Source organism: Streptomyces sp. NPDC101234 (assembly GCF_044767525.1).
Taxonomy (GTDB): Bacteria; Actinomycetota; Actinomycetes; order Streptomycetales; family Streptomycetaceae; genus Streptomyces; species Streptomyces sasae.
In genome coordinates this window covers 256915-274227 of sequence record NZ_JBIWOA010000006.1, presented here as the reverse complement: position 1 = coordinate 274227, position 17313 = coordinate 256915, and the positions used below count along the sequence as shown (strand labels likewise).

Annotated in this window: 14 protein-coding genes and 1 pseudogene; 13 read left to right on the top strand and 2 right to left on the bottom strand. The window is 69.2% G+C overall.

Annotated elements, in window-relative coordinates; all coding sequences use genetic code 11:
- Positions 1-149 precede the first annotated feature (149 nt).
- Positions 150-482, top strand: a complete 333-nt coding sequence (locus tag ACIRR9_RS13960; RefSeq protein ID WP_403750914.1) for a nitroreductase/quinone reductase family protein — start codon at positions 150-152, stop codon at positions 480-482.
- 176 nt (positions 483-658) lie between these two features.
- Complete coding sequence (locus tag ACIRR9_RS13955; protein WP_403750912.1) at positions 659-2251, top strand: MDR family MFS transporter; 1593 nt, start codon at positions 659-661, stop codon at positions 2249-2251.
- 796 nt (positions 2252-3047) lie between these two features.
- Here ACIRR9_RS13955 and ACIRR9_RS13950 read toward each other — a convergent pair.
- A complete protein-coding gene (locus ACIRR9_RS13950; protein ID WP_403750910.1) occupies positions 3048-5402 on the bottom strand; it encodes an MFS transporter in 2355 nt (784 codons plus the stop codon).
- Positions 5403-5545: 143 nt separating this feature from the next.
- Between ACIRR9_RS13950 and ACIRR9_RS13945 the strand changes: the two genes are divergently transcribed.
- Positions 5546-6136, top strand: a complete 591-nt coding sequence (locus tag ACIRR9_RS13945) for a TetR/AcrR family transcriptional regulator (RefSeq protein WP_403750908.1) — start codon at positions 5546-5548, stop codon at positions 6134-6136.
- A 116-nt stretch (positions 6137-6252) separates the two neighbouring features.
- Here the strand turns inward: ACIRR9_RS13945 and ACIRR9_RS13940 are convergent, their stop codons facing one another.
- Positions 6253-6897: a TetR/AcrR family transcriptional regulator gene (locus ACIRR9_RS13940; protein WP_403750906.1), complete on the bottom strand. Its 645-nt coding sequence runs from the start codon at positions 6895-6897 to the stop codon at positions 6253-6255.
- Between the two features lie 133 nt (positions 6898-7030).
- Between ACIRR9_RS13940 and ACIRR9_RS13935 the strand changes: the two genes are divergently transcribed.
- The 10 genes and pseudogenes from ACIRR9_RS13935 (at position 7031) to ACIRR9_RS13890 (ending at position 17196) form a co-directional block, all read left to right on the top strand.
- Positions 7031-8236, top strand: coding sequence for a cytochrome P450 (locus ACIRR9_RS13935; protein ID WP_403750904.1), 1206 nt, complete (start codon positions 7031-7033; stop codon positions 8234-8236).
- Positions 8237-8282: 46 nt separating this feature from the next.
- Positions 8283-8480: a ferredoxin gene (locus tag ACIRR9_RS13930; protein WP_403750902.1), complete on the top strand. Its 198-nt coding sequence runs from the start codon at positions 8283-8285 to the stop codon at positions 8478-8480.
- Positions 8477-9670 carry an NAD(P)/FAD-dependent oxidoreductase gene (locus ACIRR9_RS13925; protein WP_403750900.1) on the top strand — a complete coding sequence of 398 codons (1194 nt, stop codon included), beginning with the start codon at positions 8477-8479 and terminating at the stop codon, positions 9668-9670. The genes ACIRR9_RS13930 and ACIRR9_RS13925 overlap by 4 nt, the downstream gene beginning before the upstream one ends.
- A complete protein-coding gene (locus ACIRR9_RS13920; RefSeq protein WP_403750898.1) occupies positions 9667-10434 on the top strand; it encodes an SDR family NAD(P)-dependent oxidoreductase in 768 nt (255 codons plus the stop codon). The genes ACIRR9_RS13925 and ACIRR9_RS13920 overlap by 4 nt, the downstream gene beginning before the upstream one ends.
- 336 nt (positions 10435-10770) lie before the next feature.
- The gene (locus tag ACIRR9_RS13915; protein ID WP_403750896.1) at positions 10771-11139 is read left to right on the top strand and encodes a hypothetical protein; all 369 of its coding nucleotides are present in this window, start codon (positions 10771-10773) and stop codon (positions 11137-11139) included.
- A gap of 132 nt (positions 11140-11271) precedes the next feature.
- Entirely contained in the window at positions 11272-12237 is a 966-nt protein-coding gene (locus tag ACIRR9_RS13910; RefSeq protein ID WP_403750894.1) for an aldo/keto reductase, read from the top strand.
- Between the two features lie 234 nt (positions 12238-12471).
- Complete coding sequence (locus tag ACIRR9_RS13905) at positions 12472-13647, top strand: PucR family transcriptional regulator (RefSeq protein ID WP_403750892.1); 1176 nt, start codon at positions 12472-12474, stop codon at positions 13645-13647.
- 127 nt (positions 13648-13774) lie between these two features.
- Complete coding sequence (locus tag ACIRR9_RS13900) at positions 13775-15061, top strand: amidohydrolase family protein (RefSeq protein ID WP_403750890.1); 1287 nt, start codon at positions 13775-13777, stop codon at positions 15059-15061.
- Positions 15058-15459 (top strand): annotated as a pseudogene (locus ACIRR9_RS13895) (ATP-binding protein); the annotation flags it as partial. The gene ACIRR9_RS13900 and the pseudogene ACIRR9_RS13895, both read left to right, overlap by 4 nt.
- Before the next feature lie 312 nt (positions 15460-15771).
- A complete protein-coding gene (locus ACIRR9_RS13890; RefSeq protein ID WP_403751184.1) occupies positions 15772-17196 on the top strand; it encodes an MFS transporter in 1425 nt (474 codons plus the stop codon).
- Positions 17197-17313 lie beyond the last annotated feature (117 nt).

Genomic DNA, 17313 nt, shown 5'->3' with positions numbered 1-17313 from the left:
GTGGAGGGCGCGTGCCGGGACGGTGCCGGGACTGCCGATCGCGGTGGTCGTGGTCGGAGGTCGCCCGTCGGCGTGCGGGCGAGGCGTATCTGATGACAGGAGATGTGTTGCCGAACAGGGCATGGATGGATCGGGTGTCGGTCGGCCTGATGAACAGGTGGGTCAACCGCCCGATGACCGCGATGATGCGCTCGCCGCGCTGGAGCCGGTTCCTTGAGAGGCGATTCGTGGTGATCACCTATGTGGGGCGGCGCTCGGGGCGGACGTTCAGCACACCCGTCAACTACCGCCGGGACGGTGACCAGATCGTCATTGACGTCGTGTACCCCGACGAAAAGAAGTGGTGGCGGAACTTCCAGGACCCGGGCGGCCCGATCTCACTGCGCTTGAAGGGCAGCGAGCGCACGGGACATGCAGTCGTCCTCCGGGACGACAGGGGCGAGGTCCGCGTCGTGGTCGAGCTCGACCAGGCGGTCGGCTGAGCCGGGTTCCCGAATCGTCCGAGCATCCCTGACTGTCCGCCACTGGCGGGCACGTGAGGGGCGGCCGTCCAGAGCTGGGGCGGAGTGAGCGGTACTCGAAGTTTCTCCCCGAAAAGACAACTAGCCGGTCGGCGAGTGAGTGACGGCCGGTGGCGCACGTTCAGAGGAGTGGGTCGATGGCGGAGACTGGAGCCGACACAGGGATTCCAGAGGGCGAACAACCCAGGAGTCTGTGGGTCGTCATGTTCGCGCTCGTGATCGCGATGCTGCTCGCGATGTTGGACAACATGATCGTGGGCACCGCGATGCCCACCATCGTCGGTGAGCTGGGCGGCCTCGAACACCTCTCGTGGGTGGTCACCGGGTACACGCTCGCGACCGCCGCCTCCACACCGATCTGGGGCAAGCTCGGCGACCTGTACGGGCGCAAGGGCGTCTTCATGACCTCGATCGTGATCTTCCTGGTCGGGTCGGCGCTCAGCGGCATGGCCCAGGACATGGGCCAGCTCATCGGGTTCCGGGCCGTGCAGGGCCTGGGCGCCGGCGGGCTCATGGTCGGCGTCATGTCCATCATCGGCGAGCTCGTACCTGCGCGTGAGCGCGGCAAGTACCAGGGCATGATGGGCGGCGTCATGGCGCTCGCCATGATCGGCGGACCGCTCGTGGGCGGCAGCATCACCGACAACTGGGGCTGGCGCTGGTCCTTCTACATCAACCTGCCGCTCGGCGTCGTGGCCCTGCTCGCGGTCAGTGCCGTCCTGCACCTGCCCAAGAAGCCGCATCGCGGGCGGATCGACTACTTCGGCGCGGCCCTGCTCACCGTCGGCATCACCGCCATCGTCCTCGTCACCTCCTGGGGCGGATCGGAGTATGCGTGGGACTCCGTCGTGATCATGACGTTGATCGGGCTCGGTGTGGCCGCGCTGGCCGGGTTCCTGTTCTGGGAGCGGCGGGCCGCTGAGCCGGTCGTGCCGCTGCACATGTTCCGCAGCCGCAACTTCTCGCTCATTTCCGTCATCAGCTTCGCCTCTGGCTTCGTGATGTTCGGTGCGACGCTCTTCCTGCCGCTCTATCAGCAGTCGGTGCAGGGTGCGTCCGCGACCAACTCCGGGCTGCTGCTCATGCCGATGCTCGGCGCGGTGCTCGCGGTCTCGATGGTCGCGGGGTGGGTCACCTCCAGCACCGGTAGGTACAAGGTGTTCCCCCTGATCGGCAGCGCGCTGTCGGTGGTGGGTCTTGTGCTGCTGTCCCGGATGGACACGGACACCTCGCGGTCGACCGCCGGCGTCTACATGGCCGTCCTCGGCGCGGGCATGGGCTGCCTGATGCAGATCACCATTCTGGTCGCCCAGAACAGTGTGGAGACGAAGGACATGGGTGTCGCCTCCTCCACGAGCACGCTCACCCGGTCCCTCGGCTCTTCCTTCGGCGTCGCCCTCATGGGCGCACTCTTCAACAGCCGTGTGCAGGAGGTCATGGCGGAGCGCGCCGGGTCCCTCGGCACGAAAGTCACCGAGCAGTCCGCCCAACTCGACGCTGCGAGTCTCGCCAAGCTTCCCGAGGCCGCCCGGGATGCCTACCAGCACGCGGTGAGCGCGGGCATCCATGGCGCGTTCCTGCTCGGTGCCGTGGTGGCCGGGGTGTCACTGATCGCCGCGGCCTTCGTCAAGGAGGTTCCGCTCAGGGAAGGCGAGACCTCGGCGGCGACGGCCCCCTCGGACGGGGAGGCGCCGGGAGAGGCCGAGGAGAGCACGGTGGAGGCGGTTTGATCGGTACCGACCAACCGGGCTCACGCTCAAGGCTCCCGGCGAGACTGTCTCCCGGGTGCCTTTCGCGTGCTCAAGCGTTCCTGGTGCCGCCACCCTTTCCGTGCCCGGGCTCCTCCACATCGGGGCATCTGTCGGTTCCCCCGGCAGCTACAAGGATCTTGGGCGGGAGCGGTGGCCCATCAAGTAGCCCCGCGAAGCTCTACCACCGGGTCCACCTCACCCCGGACCGGTCCCACCCGGTGCCCGGGGGCGCGTACTCGGCGGCTCCAGCACCGTGAACGGGGTTACTTCGTACAGGCCCGACGCGAGGACTTCGCCCGCTGGTCGGGGCGGGCGGGGCGGACTGGTCATACGACCGAATGCTGCCGTTGCTCCGCTCTCCGGAGACCCACGTCGAGTACGGGGCCGACGCCGTGCACTGCCCTGCCCGTGGCCCCACTCGCGGCTCGGCCGCCACCGTGATCCTCATTCGGGGAGTTCGTGACCCGTGCTATGCGGCGCGGGGCGTTGTTTCCGCGGTCATGCGACGGGGATGGGATGCCCTCTGAGCCGGTCGGATCGTGATCGGTACGGCTACCAGGGCGAACGGTGTGTTGCTCTTCTTCGTCGTAGCCGCTGCCGTCGGGTCGTTCACGCGGTGTGGGCCGCACCTCCAGCGGGGGAGTTCTGGAGGTGCGGCCCTGCTCGGATCTCCGGCGGCGGGGAACATGCCTGTCGTCGCCGGAGATCCCTTCCCCGGCCGGCCCGCAGACGCTCTCGCTCCGCCGGGATGCCGTCCGGGGCCCGGGTGCCCGGACTACTCGCCGGTGTGGGCGAGTTCGAGGTCCAGGCCGTCGACGTCGCCCTCGGAGACGGCGACTTCGGCCGTCCGCGGCGGATATCCGGTCGCGATGACGGCGTAGGTGCCGCTGCCCAGGTCGGAGAAGGCGTACGCCCCGTCGCTTCCGGTGCGCGTGGTGGCGACCACGTTGCCGGCCGTGTCGACCAGCGTGACGCTCGCGTCGCCGAGCGGTACGCCCGCGCCGCGCACCGTGCCGCGCAGGTGGGCCCCCGGGTGCAGTTCGACCTCCATGCGCGTGATGCCGGTGGCGCCGATCTCGACGAGCTGAGCCAGCGGCCGGTACTTGGGGGAGGTGATCGCGAGGGTCACCGGCCCCGGCACCAGGTCGGCGACGCTGAACTCGCCGAAGGAGTCGGTCTGTTCGCTGGCCAGGACGTCCCCGCGGACGTCGGTCACGATGACCGCGGCCGCGGCGACCGGGTTCCCGCTGTCGGAGGAGCGCACCACACCGGCCAGCGCACTGGTGCCGCTGAGGAGGATGTCGTACGTCACCGGTTCGCCGCTCACGACCACGGTCGTGGCCTGCGGCTGGTAGCCGTCCGCGGAGGCGATGAGGACGTACGATCCGGCACCGGGCGCGTCCACGCCGTACGAGCCGTCGGCACGCGCGACCGAGCGGCTCAACTGGCGTCCTTCCAGCGAGATCAGCGTCACCGCGGCTCGGGCCACGGGTGCCTTCTCCGCGCCGTGGACGTGTCCGCCGACGGGGATCCCCCCGCTTACGACGGTCGCGACGGTGGGTGTCACCACCCGCGCCGACCGGACCGTGGCGGTCTGCGGGGTGGTCACCGGCGACCCGTTCACGGTGGCCGGTGCCGCGGCCGGGTCGGAAGCCGCGGACGCAGCCGAGGGCTCGGTTGTCGCACCCTCCGCGGCGGCATCCGGTGCCACCGCGGGGCGGTGGCGCGGGATGAAGGAGGCGAGGGCGAAGGCGAGGAGGCCGGCACCGGCGCCGACGACCATGACCGTCTTGAAGCCGTTCTCCGACGGCAGGGCGGTGATGCCGACGGTGTTGGTCATCTGGGAGAGGATCACGGCGGCGACCGCGCTGGCGGTCGAGGTACCGATGGACCGCATCAGGGTGTTGAGGCTGTTCGCGGCGCCCGTCTCGGAGGCGGGCACCGCGCCCATGATGAGGGCCGGCATGGCGCCGAAGGTGAAGCCGATACCGGCGCCGATGACGGATGCCACCAGCACGAAGTGCCAGACCTCGTCCATGAGCATGATGTTCAGGCCGTAGCCGGCGGCCACGATCAAAGCGCCGATCATCAGGGTCGTCCTCGGGCCCCTGGCCCTGGAGACGAGGGCCGATATCGGTGCCGTGGCCATCATCACCGCTCCCATCGGCGCCATGACCAGACCGGCGGTGAGCAGCGACTTGCCCAGACCGTAGCCGGTCGCCGTGGGGAGCTGCATGAGCTGCGGAATGACCAGCATCATCGTGAACATGCCGAAGCCGACGGCGATCGAGGCGAAGTTGGTGAACAGCACCTGCCGGCGTGCGGTGGTGCGCAGGTCCACCAGCGGCTCCTTGACGCGCAGTTCGAACACACCCCACAGCAGCAGGATCACGACGGCCGCGGCGAACAGGCCGAGGGTGGTACCGCTGGTCCAGCCCCAGTCCGCGCCCTTGGAGACGGCGAGCAGGAGGCTGACAAGGCCGGCCGCCATGCCGATGGCGCCGACGACGTCGAAGCGTCCGCCGGTGCGTATCTTCGACTCCGGTACGAAGAGCAGCACGAGAACGGTGGCGACGGCGCCGGCGGCAGCCGAGGACCAGAACAGCGTGTGCCAGTCGAAGTGCTCGGCGATGGCCGCGGCGGCGGGCAGACCGAAGGCGCCGCCCACGCCGAGGGACGCGCTCATCAGCGCGGTGGCGGAGCCGAGCCGCTCAGGGGGCAGTTCGTCGCGCATGATGCTGATGCCCAGCGGGACGACGCCGGCGGCCAATCCTTGGAGCGCTCGGCCGACGATCATCGGAGTGAGGGAGTCGCTGAGGGCGGCGGTGATGGAGCCGGCCATCAGCATGACAAGGCTGACCAGGATCATGCGGCGCTTGCCGATCATGTCTCCCAGCCGACCCGTCACCGGGGTGGCGACGGCGGCCGCGAGCAGCGTGGCGGTGACAGCCCAGGAGCTGTTCGACGACGACGTGTCCAGAAGTTTCGGAAGTTCCGGGACGATCGGGATCACCAGGCTCTGCATCAGCGAGAAGACGATCCCGCCGAAGGCCAGGGCCGCGACGACGGCGTTGGTCCGCGGCGCTGCGGACTCCCCGTCGTCGACGGTTCGGGAAAGGGCGTGGGACATGGTCGGGCCTCCGTGGGGAGATCGGTGGTGCGCGACACGGGTCGTCCTCACGTGGTCGCTGGCTGCCAGCCTCACAGAAAACATGCTCACTGTGCAAGTTTTCTCGCTGGGAATTTTTTCCGGTTCCGCGTATGCTGCGGAACGTGACTTCCGAGACGGCCCCTGGCCTGCGTGAACGTAAGAAGGCGGCGACCCGTCAGGCGCTGCATGAAGCAGCCGTGCGTCTCGCCCACGAGCACGGCCTCGAAAAGCTGACGGTCGAGGCCATCGCCGACGAGGCTTTCGTCTCCAGGCGCACCTTCTCCAACTACTTCGCCAGTAAGGAACAGGCGCTGCTGCATGGTGATCGGGTGCGCATCGCCGCGCTGGTCGACCTCTTCCGCGCCCGCCCCGCAGAGGAGACGCCGACGACCGCGTTCGTCCGTGCCGCCGAGGAATTCGCCGCCGCGCACCCCGTCGACCCGGTGCAGGAGGAGCGGTACCGGGAGGTGCTCCACCATCCCACCCTCGGTGGTGCGGCGGCCGCCGTCTTCGCCGCCGGTGAACTGGAGTTGGCGGAAGCCATCGGCCGGCGTCTCCCCGCCGGGTCGGACCGCCCCCTGCGCGCCCGGTTCCTCGCCGCGGTCTTCCTCGCCGTCGTCCGCGTCGCTGCCAAGTCCGTCGAGCGCCGGGAACAGAGCCTGGCAGACCTCGCCCGCCAGGGTCTCGCCATCGTCAGTGAGGGGTGCAGTTGAGCGTACGGCTCGACTGCTCACCGGGCGTTCCTGCTCGACTGTGAGAGCCAGAGCTTCGTTCTCTGCGGTCGGCGCCATCGCCGGAGGCCGCCGTTCCTGGGCGGCTTCCGTTGCGGTCAGTGCTGATCGGGATCAGGCAGCAGCCTCCGCAGGAGGGATTGCTCCAGTTCCACCAGGATGTCCTCGCTGTCGCCAAAGCGGGTGGGCAGGGTGCGCCATAGGACCAGTTGGCCGTGGAGGGCGGTCCATATGTGGATGCCGAGGACTTCTGCCTCGGGGCGGCGGTCCGGACTGACCGCGGCCAGGTAGCGGTCCACCGCGTCGGCCCATGCGCCGAGCACGGTGTCCAGGGGCTCGTCGTCGGTGGAGGGGCGGGGCCGGGGCTCGTATTCCAGGCTGAACATCAGCCGGTAGCGGCGGGGCTTGTCGACGGCGAACCGGCGGAACGCGGTGACCGTGGCGGTGATCCGCTCCCACGGGCTCGCACCGTCCCGGGCGGCTGTCTCGCCCGCCTTGCCCATCGACTCGGCCAGAGCGCCGTAGGCGGCGTCGAGCACCGTGGAGACCAGTTCGGTCTTGTCCTTGAAGTGCAGGTAGACGCTGGGCGCGGAGATACCGACCTCGCGGGCGACTCCGCGCAGGGACAGCGCGTCCTCGCGTCCGGTCTCCTCCAGGATCCGCGTGGCCGCGTGCAGGATCTCCTGTCGGAGCCGCTCGCCCTCGCCGCGCACGTTGGGTACCCGTCTGGCCTGCGCTTTCATATCGCCTCCCTGCCCTGTGCACCCTACCTGTCCGGTTGGCCGGAACTACTCCCTCCAGTCGATCGACTAACAGTGTTAGTCTACGGGCACATGCTCGCCTAACACCGTTAGTGGACGGTGGAGAGGAACAGTCATGCCCCCCACGTCACCCACCCCCGCGTTCGAGCTCACCCGGCCTCACACCGCGCCCCTGGATCCCCCGCCGCTGTATGCGGACCTGCGTGAGAAGAGCCCCGTCACCCGGGTCACCCTTCACGGGGGCCGACTCACTCCGTGGCTCGTGACTCGCTGGGAGGACGCCCGCGCGGTGCTGGGCAGCCCGGCGTTCAGCACCGACCCGAGCCTGCCCGGCGCCCCCCAGGACCGGGAGGGCCAGCAGCGGAGCCCGCGCGGTTTCTTCCAGCAGTACGACGGCAGCGTTCACACGATGATGCGGCGCACTCTGACCCGGGAGTTCATGGTCAAGCGCGTCGACGCGCTGCGTCCGGCCATCGCTCGCCTGACCGATGAACTCCTTGCCACCATGAGCGAGTTGAGCGGCCCCGTCGATCTCGTGGAGCACTTCTCGCTGCCGCTGCCGTCCCTGGTGATCTGCGAACTGCTGGGCGTGCCGTACGAGGACCACACGTTCTTCCAAGAGCAGTCGAAGACGCTCGTCGACCGGACGGCCACGGCTGAGGAGAGCCTGAAGGCGTTCGCGAACCTCGGCGAGTATCTGCTCGGGCTCGTGCGGGCCAAGCGCACCGCACCCGGAGACGACCTGATCACGCGCCTCGCCGGGCAGGTGGACGAGGGCGGCATCACCGATCAGGACGCCGCCGACCTGAGCGCCTTCCTGCTGTTCGCCGGGCACGAGACGACCGCGAACATGATCGCGCTGAGCACCGTCACCCTGCTGGAGAACCCCGAGCAGATCCCGCGTCTGTTCGGCGGCCCGGACCAGGTCGCGGTCGCGGTGGAGGAGCTCCTGCGCTACCTCACCATCGTGCACTTCGGGCTGCGCCGCACCGCCCTGGAGGACGTCACCGTCGGCGATGTCACCATCCGCGCGGGCGAGGGCGTGATCATCTCCATCAACGTCGCCAACCGCGACCCGGAGTTCTTCGCCGCCCCCGACGACCTCGACCTGGCCCGCGCGGACGCCCGCCGGCACATCGCCTTCGGCTACGGCGTCCACCAGTGCCTCGGCCAGCCGCTCGCCCGCGCGGAACTCCAGGTCGTCATGCCCGAACTCTTCCGCCGGCTGCCCGACCTGAAGCTCGCCGTACCGCTGGAGGAGATCGCCTTCAAACAGGACACCTCCGTCTACGGCATCCTCGAGCTACCCGTCACCTGGTGACCCGGCTTCCCCACGAACACTCCCACCAGCAACAGGAAGAACCGTCATGCGTGTAGAAGTCGACGTTCCCAAGTGTGTCGCCTCGGGCCAGTGCGTGATGCTCGCCCCTGACGTCTTCGACCAGCGGGAGGAGGACGGCATGGTCGTTCTCCTCGACGAAGCCCCGGCAGCCGAACTCCACGACGCCGTCCGGGAATCCGCCACGGTGTGCCCGGCGGCCGCCATCCGGCTGGTGGAGTCGTGACCGTCACCCCCTCGGGGCGTGTCGTGATCGTCGGAGCCTCCGCGGGCGGCCTCGCCGCCGCGGAGACCCTCCGCCGCGAGGGCCACACCGGCACCATCACCCTCATCGGGGACGAGCCGGGGCTCCCCTACGACCGACCGCCCCTGTCGAAGGAGATCCTCTCCGGCGCCTGGAGTCCCGACCGGCTGCCCCTGCGCACCAAGGCCGACCTCGACGCCCTCAACCTGGACGCCCGCTACGGCTGCGAAGCCGTCGGGGTGGACCTCACCGACGGCACCGTGCTGCTTTCCGACGGCACGGAGGTGCCGTACGACGGACTGATCCTGGCCACTGGGGTACGGCCCCGGCGACTGCCGGGCAACCCGGCTCACACCCTGCGCACCCTGGACGACGCACTCGCCCTGAGGGACCGCCTCGGTCCCGGCCGCACACTGGCCGTGGTCGGCGCGGGATTCCTCGGCGCCGAAGCCGCGGCGGTGGCCGCGGCTCTGGGCACCCGTGTGACGCTTCTGGAACCGGCCCCGGTCCCGCTGGCCCACGCGGTCGGGGAGGACATCGGCCGCATGCTCGCCCAGGTCCACCTCGACCACGGCGTCGACCTGCGCACCGCAACCGGTGTCTCCGAAGTCGTCGCCGACGGCGTACGACTCGACGACGGCACACTGGTCGAGGCCGAGACGGTGCTGGTGGCCGTCGGCTCCCGCCCCAACACCGAATGGCTGACCGACAGTGGCCTGCCCCTCGACGACGGGCTGGTCTGCGACGAGTACTGCGCCGCCGCACCCGGGGTGTACGGCGCGGGCGACGTGGCCCGCTGGCACAACCCGCTCTTCGGCACGACGATGCGGATCGAGCACCGCACCCACGCCGCCGAACAGGGCATGGCCGCCGCCCGCAACCTCCTCGGCGCCCGACGGCCCTTCGCACCCGTGCCGTACTTCTGGTCCGACCAGTACGACATGAAGATCCGTGCCTATGGCCACCTGCGTGGCCACGACGAGGTACGGATCACCGAAGGCAGCCTCGAAAAACGGAAGTTCATCGCCGTCTACCGCACCGGAGACCGACTCACCGGCGTCCTGGCCGTGGGCATGCCCCCGAAGAACATCGGTACCTGGCGGCAGTCCATCGCCGTGCGCGCCCGCTGGCAGGACGCCGTACCCACATCTTCCACAGGAGCAGCAGCATGAGCGGAACCACCGGACCGGAAGGACGCGGCGTCATCGTCACCGGCGCCGGATCGGGGATCGGACGCGCCACGGCGCTGCGGTTCGCGAGTCTCGGTGACAAGGTCCTCGTCGCGGACATCAACGCCACCGGCGCCGAGGCGGTCGTCAAAGAGATCGAGGCGAACGGCGGCACCGCTCGCGCGGTGATCGGCGACCTGAGTGACCAGCACATCGTCGACGAGGTCGTCACCACCGCGGTGGAATCCTTCGGCGACCTCGCCGTGCTGGTGAACAACGCCGGAATCATGGACACCATGACCGCCACCGCCGACGTGAGCGACGCCGAATGGGAGCGGGTCATCCGGATCAACCTCACCGCTCCGTTCCTGCTCACCCGTGCGGCCCTGCCCCACCTGCTGGCCCGCGGCAACGGCGCGATCGTCAACACGGCCTCGGCGGCGGCCCTGCGCGGCAGCGCCGCCGGCACCGCGTACACCGTTTCCAAGCACGGGATCGTCGGCCTGACGAAGTCGACCGCGGTCATGTACCGGGATCGCGGCATCCGGGTCAACGCCATCGCCCCCGGCGGTACCCAGACCGCCATCACCGACAGCATCACGTACGACGGTGATGGCGCCGCGACCATAGGCCGTTACCGGGCCAACGTGGGCCGCATGGGCGCGGCGGAAGAGGCCGCCGCAGCCATCGTGTTCCTCGCCTCGGACGCGGCCAGCAACATCAACGGCGTCGTACTCCCCGTCGACAACGGCTGGTCGGCCGTCTGACCCGGCCGTGTGTGCGGTGGCGGCCTACACCTTGAGGTCGCCACCGCATGCTGCGCGTCCTCTTCGTGGGTGCAACCTGCGCAACCTGGCAGCTCATACCCCGCACGCCGGGACCGAGGCATACCCCTTCCCGCCGAGGGCCCCTGGAGGGCGGGCAGGGGGAGGAGCATCCGCGACGTCCCCGTGGCGGTGCATCGAGCTGAGTGCCGGGCAGCCCAGATTTCAGACCGACGGTCTCTTGACAATAGACCGTCGGTTCTTTAGTGTCGACGACGTAACAGACCGCCGGTCCGTAGCGGGCCGACGCCGATGGTCCCAAAGTGAGAGGTGTTCTCCATGGCCGCCGAAACGCTGACCGAGTTCGACCGCGCCTACCTCGAGAGCTTCACCGAGCCGGACGCGGAACTGCGGCGAGCGAAGATCGAGAAGCTGTGGTCGGCCGACGGGCGCATGGTGTCCAACGACCTGACCGTGCAGGGCGTCGACAACATCGCCACGCACGTGGCTCACATCCACGAGCAGTACCTGGTCGGGCACGGCCTGACCTTCGCCTACGACCAGCATTCCGAGGCCGGGGAAGCGCTGCTCCTGCGCTGGTCCATGCTCACCCCCGACGGCAACACCGCAGCCCGGGGAGTCGACGTGGTCTTCCGCGACACCAATGGGCAGATCACCACCGTCTACGCCTTCATGGGCATCAACTGATTTAGTCCACGCCTCCGCGCTCATGGAGGCCGCGCCGGCGGCCGACCGTTCACGCCGCCGGCGCAATACGCAACGAGTTGCAGATTGCAGATACCGACTCTGCGGCATTTATCCCTGAAAGGGTCTATAAGTATGTACCTCCGATCTCTCGGAACCACTGGCCCCAAGGCCTCCGCAATCGGCCTCGGCTGCATGAGCATGGCCGGGTACTACGGCGACGTGGACCGGACCGAGGCCATCGCGACCATCCACGCCGCGCTCGAAGCGGGCGTGACCCTGCTCGACACCGCCGACTTCTACGGCACGGGTGACAACGAGGCGCTGATCGGCGAAGCCCTGCGCACCGCACCCGCCTCCCTCCGTACACAGGCTCAGACCAGCGTCAAGTTCGGGGCGCTGCGCGACCCGGACGGCGGGTGGAACGGGTTCGACGGGCGCCCTGTCGCCGTGAGGAACTTCCTCACGTACTCGCTCCAGCGCCTGGGCACCGACCACATCGACATCTACCGGATCTCGCGCACCGACCCGAACGTCCCGATCGAGGAGACGGTCGGTGCGATCGCCGAGATGGTCGAGAAGGGGTACGTGCGACACGTCGGCCTGAGCGTGGCCGACGCGGAGACGATCCGGCGTGCGGCCGCCGTCACCCCGATCGCCGACGTCCAGACCGAGTACTCGCTCATCGCGCGGGACGTCGAGACGGAGATCCTGCCCACCGTCCGCGAACTGGGCATCGGGATCACGGCGTTCGGCGTCCTGTCCAGCGGCCTGATCTCGGGCCACCACGCGCGTGACAAGCAGATGGCGGCCAACGACCAGCGCCAGATGGTGCCGCGCTTCCAGGGCGAGAGCCTCCGGCGCAACCTGGACCTGGTGGACGAGCTGCGGAAGATCGCCGAGCGGAAAGGGGTGTCGGTGGCGCAGATCGCGATCGCCTGGGTGCTCTCGCGCGGCGAGGACATCGTGCCGCTGGTGGGCGCCCGTCGGCGCGACCGACTCGCGGAGGCGCTGGGCGCACTGGACGTGACCCTGGACGCCGGCGACCTGACTGCGATCGAGCAGGCCGTCTCCGCCGACGCCGCTGCGGGCGACCGCTAGGCGCACGACCCGCCCCCATCGGTGCCCCACCACTCGCGCTGTGCCCCCTCCGCCCTGTCCTTGACGGACAGGGCGGAGTCGTTTGCTGTGCGTCGCTGCGGCGATGGGGGGCTGTCGGCCGTTGAGCCGATCACGTCGGCACCCTCACCGTGTCAGTCTGTCTGACAGTATGTTCCCAGCGGTGGGAGGCAGACGCCGTTCCCTCTCGCTCTCGGGACGTTGTGGGAGGCCGCCGTGCTACAAGAGCTGCAGGACGTCATCAACGACATCTCTGCCGAGGTCGGTGTGCCGACGTCACTCACCGACACCCGGTTGAACTCCCTTGTATTCGGCCCGCACGACGATGCGGAGATCGATTCGGTGCGTCGGCAGGCGCTGCTCCTGCGGTCGACCCCTGAGTGGGTGCGCGAGTGGTTCGGCCGCTACGGCATCGACACAGCGACCGCCCCGGTGCGCATCCCGGCGGACCCGGACCGCGAACTGGCCAGTCGGGTCGTGGTACCCGCCCGCTGGGCGTCGACCACCTGCGGATACATCTGCCTCCTCGACGTCCGTCACGAGTTGGACGAAACACGCATGGACGCGGTCCTGGAAGCCGCCGCCGAAGTGGGGCGGGTCCTGTACCTGGACCAGCAAGCCCGGCACAGCGACGCCGACCTGCTCGGTGATCTCGTACGGGGATCGGTGGCCGTGCGAGGCAAGGCCGCCGATCGACTGAGCGAACAGGGAAGGTTCCCCGTCGGTTGGCCGGTCGCCGTCGTGTTCCTGCGGCCTGTGGGCCGAGGGGCCGGCACGGACGCTCTCGAGCACTGGCTGTGGCGTGATCACGGCGGTCTGCCTCGTGGGGCCCTGCGATGTCTCGATGCGGAAGGAGCCGTGATCCTGGCGGCGGTCCCGCCGACTGCGGAGCCTGGGCACACGGAACGCATCATCGATCACCTGCTTGCCGGTGGCGACGATCTCCCCGAGCTCGTTGTCGGCATCGGCGACCCGCAGACCGATCTGCATGACGCCCATCTGTCGTACGAACATGCGCAGTTGGCCGCGCGGGCCGCCAGGGTCTGGCCGGAGACCGGACCGGTGTGCTCGTGGGATCTGCTTGGCGCGCTGCGTGTCCTGATCGGTACCCCGGACCATCTCCTGCGGGACCTGATGGACCCGCGGGTGGCGCTGCTGAAGGAAGCCCAGCCCTCCCAGGCGAGCCTGATCGACACCCTGGAGACCTATCTCGACAGCGGCTGCGACAACCAGACCACCGCGGCGCGTCTGCACGTGCACCGGGGCACCGTCTACTACCGCCTGGAGAAGGCCGCCTCCTTGTGCGGAATGGATCTGAGCGACGGACTGGACCGGCTCGCCCTGCACCTGGGCATCAAACTGCTCCGGCTGATCGAGTCGAAGGCCGACTGATCGCACCGGCTCTGAACGATTGCCGTACGGCGGGGCCCGTACTTCACAACGGTTGTCCATGGTCCGTGCCCTACGCGGTTCCTAGCGTGAGCGGCAGCCTGCTGATACAGCCGCGAAGGAGCCCGCCGTGGACACCCTCTACCTGGTCAATGCCCGGATCATCGACGGAAGCGGAACGGATCCCGTCGAGGCAGGGTGGATCCGTATCGAGGGCCGTCGCATCACGGGGATGGGTCGGTCCCCGGTCGACACCGGCCGCAACCAGGTCATCGACGTCGGCGCCCGAACCGTCCTGCCGGGACTGATCGACGCCCACACCCACCTCGCGGCCACCGAAATGCTCAACCTGGTGGACACCGTTTCGCGCCCCGTGCTGGCCGCGAAGACCTTCGCGAACATGCGCCGGACCCTGGCGGCCGGATTCACCACGGTGCGGGACGCCGGGTTCACCGACTACGGCTTCAAGCAGGCGGTGGAGACCGGTCTCGTCCCCGGTCCCCGGATGTTCCTCGCCACCGGCCCCCTGAGCCAGACCGGCGGGCACAGCGACTTCCGCCCGGCCGAGACGCAGGACCGGCAGCGTCGTAGCGACGGCCTGTACCACCCGGGGGTGATCGTCGACGGCGTTGCACAGTGCCAGTGGGGCGCTCGCGAGGTGCTGCGCCGGGGAGCGGACCAGATCAAGATCATGGCCGGGGGCGGCTGCACGTCCCCGACGGACCACGTGACGCACACGCAGTTCACCGCCGAGGAGATCGCGGCCATCGTCCACGAGGCGCGGGCCCGCCACACCTATGTGATGGCGCACGGCTACACCCCCGAGTCGATCCGGACCTGTGTCGCAGCGGGTGTGCGCAGCATCGAGCACGCCAACCTGGTCGACGAGGAGGCCGCCGAGGCGATGGCCGCCGCCGGCACCTTCGCCGTACCGACCATCGCCACGTTCGACCTTCTGGTCCGCGACGGCCAGGAACAGGGCCTCACGGCGGACAGCGCCGCCCAGGCCGCCCATGTGCTGGAGCGGGCATACGAGGCCTTGCGCATCCTCCGGGACAAGGGCGTACGCATCGGATCGGGCTCGGACGTCCTCGGCGCACATCAGCCCTTCAAGGCCCTGGAGCTTCAGCTGAAGGCCTCCGTGCTGGGACCGATGGACGCCCTCGTGGCCGCGACCCGCACCAACGCCGAACTGCTCGGCCTCGACGACCTCGGAACACTGGCGCCCGGGAAGATCGCAGACCTGGTCGTCGTGGATGGTGACCCGCTCGACGACATCTCGGTCCTGCAGGACAGCGGGCGCGTGCACCTCGTCGTCAAGGAGGGGCAGGTGGCGGTCGACAGGGCCGGCCTGTCCTCCGCCTCGTCCCATCAGGTTCGGCGGCTGATGCCGGAGACGGAAGTAGTCGTGCCATGACCATCGCAGTGCTGTCCGCGCGAGCACCGGGATCGGCCGACTCCCGGCCGGCCGCGTGCGCGTCCACCTCTCTGCCCGAGGGCGGCGTCCTGCCTCAGGACGCCGCCCTCGCGGCCTTTCCCGCCGAAGCCCAACGGCTCGGTTCAGTACGCTCCTTCGCCCGTTCCGTACTCGGCCGGTGGCCGCTCCCGGAGGACACGCGGGATGCCGCGATGGCCATCCTGGGCGAGTTCACGGCCAATGCCGTCGTGCACGGCGGCAGCGAGCTCTACGTACTGATGACGTGGTCCGGGCGGCGCCTCACGCTGCATGTCCGCGATTGCGGGGAGAACCGCCCGGCGCCGCAGGAGGCCGCCGCGCCGGACGACGAACACGGCCGCGGGCTGCTCATGGTGGACGTGCTGGCCGAGGGCTGGGAGGCCGTGAGCACCGCGCTCGGCTGGCATTGCACCGCGTGGCTGCGGGTCCCCGATACGGGTTGCCCGACGCCGCCGGGAGTCCATGCGCAGGCCACCGCGAGTTCTTCGTCAGATGCCCAAAGGGCTGCGGCAGAACTCGGAACCGCTGCCCATAGTTCAGGACTTGCGGCGGTTCTACGGTCCTTCCCACCAGCGGCATCCCGCGCCGCCGGTTCAGAAACCTCCTCCCGCTCCCATCGTTCGGGCTCGGCTTCCCCACAGCCTCTGCGCCCCCGATCTCGAGGACCGAACATGAACCACATCGCACGGCTCGAACGTCTGCCCCTGAGCCGTCCCCATCGCAAACTCCTGATCATCGGCGGTCTCGGCTACACCTTCGACGGAGCCGACGCGGCGATCATCGCCTTCATCCTGCCGGTGGTCGCCCAGCAGTGGTCCCTGAGCGCCGGACAGATCTCCCTGCTGGCCAGCGCGCTGCTCATCGGATTCCTGTTCGGCGCCCTCACCGCCGGCACGCTGGGCGACAAGCTGGGCCGCAAGAAGGTGATGCTCGGCTCGCTCGTCGTGTACACGAGCATGACGCTGGTCGCCGCGTTCGCCCCCAACTACTGGGTGCTGTTCGCCTTCCGCGTCCTGGCCGGCGCCGGCATCGGAGCCGAGAGCGCCATCATCTCCCCGTACCTCTCCGAGTTCGTGCCCGGGCGCTACCGCGGCCGGTTCATCGGTGCCGTCGCCGGGTTCTTCTCCTTCGGCTACGTCCTGTCCGCACTGATCGGCCGGTACGTCATCTCCCCGTTCGACGACGGCTGGCGGTACGCCCAGCTCATCCTCACCGTGCCCATACTCGCCGTGATCTGGTGGCGGCGCTCCATGCCCGAGTCCCCGCGCTACCTGCTGTCCAAGGGGCGCGTGCAGGAGGCTGAGCAGGTGGTCGCCGCGCTGGAGGAGTCGGTGCGCAAGGAGACCGGCGGCGTCCTGCCGCCGGTTCCCGCCGAGCCGGACGCCCCGTCCGCCACCAGCCACCTCGCCCACGCCTCGATGGGCAGGAAGCTCGCCGTGCTGTGGAGCGGCCCCTTCGCCAAGCGGACCTTCGTGGCCTGGGTGATGTGGTTCTGCCTGACCTTCGCCTACTACGGTTTCTTCACGATGATGCCCAAGCTCCTGGCCGACAGCGGCATGACGGTCGTGAAGTCCTTCAGCTTCGTGCTGTACATCTACCTGGCCCAGATCCCGGGCTACTTCAGCGCCGCTTTCGTGTCGGAGTACCTCGACCGCAAGCGGGTCATCGCCCTGTACCTGTCCGGCGCCACCCTCTCCGCACTCGGCATGGCACTGTCCCACTCCGAGGGTGCGATCATCGGCTTCGGTGCAGCCCTCTCGCTGTTCATGAACGGTGTCTACGCCCTCCTGTACACCTACACGCCGGAGACCTACCCGACCGAGATCCGCACCACGGGTCAGGGGACGGCCTCGGCCTTCGGGCGCATCGGCGGCATCATCGCCCCCTTTGCTTTCACGGCCGCGGCAGCCCAGGGCGGACTGAACGCCGTTTTCGGTGTCACTTCGGCCGTCCTTCTGGCGGGTGTGCTGACCGTGCTGGCACTGGGGCTCGCGACCAAGGGACGCACCCTGGAAGACCTCAGCCCCAAGAACCGGCACCGCGTGACGGACCCTGCTCCTGACGGTGCTCACGTGGGGAGCCCAGCCTCACCCTGATCCGCAGTCCCTTGATGCGCCCCGGAAATGCACGATCGGGGCGCATCAAGTACGTCCGGATACCCGATATCGCGGATGTGTCAGACTGTGTGACAACTTGCTCGCTCGCGAGCCGGA

Coding starts and splice junctions, on each gene's coding strand:
- ACIRR9_RS13960 (WP_403750914.1), top strand. CDS start 150: ATGAACAGGTGGGTCAACCGCCCGATGACCGCGATGATGCGCTCGCCG.
- ACIRR9_RS13955 (WP_403750912.1), top strand. CDS start 659: ATGGCGGAGACTGGAGCCGACACAGGGATTCCAGAGGGCGAACAACCC.
- ACIRR9_RS13950 (WP_403750910.1), bottom strand. CDS start 5,402: ATGTCCCACGCCCTTTCCCGAACCGTCGACGACGGGGAGTCCGCAGCG.
- ACIRR9_RS13940 (WP_403750906.1), bottom strand. CDS start 6,897: ATGAAAGCGCAGGCCAGACGGGTACCCAACGTGCGCGGCGAGGGCGAG.
- ACIRR9_RS13935 (WP_403750904.1), top strand. CDS start 7,031: ATGCCCCCCACGTCACCCACCCCCGCGTTCGAGCTCACCCGGCCTCAC.
- ACIRR9_RS13930 (WP_403750902.1), top strand. CDS start 8,283: ATGCGTGTAGAAGTCGACGTTCCCAAGTGTGTCGCCTCGGGCCAGTGC.
- ACIRR9_RS13920 (WP_403750898.1), top strand. CDS start 9,667: ATGAGCGGAACCACCGGACCGGAAGGACGCGGCGTCATCGTCACCGGC.
- ACIRR9_RS13915 (WP_403750896.1), top strand. CDS start 10,771: ATGGCCGCCGAAACGCTGACCGAGTTCGACCGCGCCTACCTCGAGAGC.
- ACIRR9_RS13910 (WP_403750894.1), top strand. CDS start 11,272: ATGTACCTCCGATCTCTCGGAACCACTGGCCCCAAGGCCTCCGCAATC.
- ACIRR9_RS13890 (WP_403751184.1), top strand. CDS start 15,772: ATGAACCACATCGCACGGCTCGAACGTCTGCCCCTGAGCCGTCCCCAT.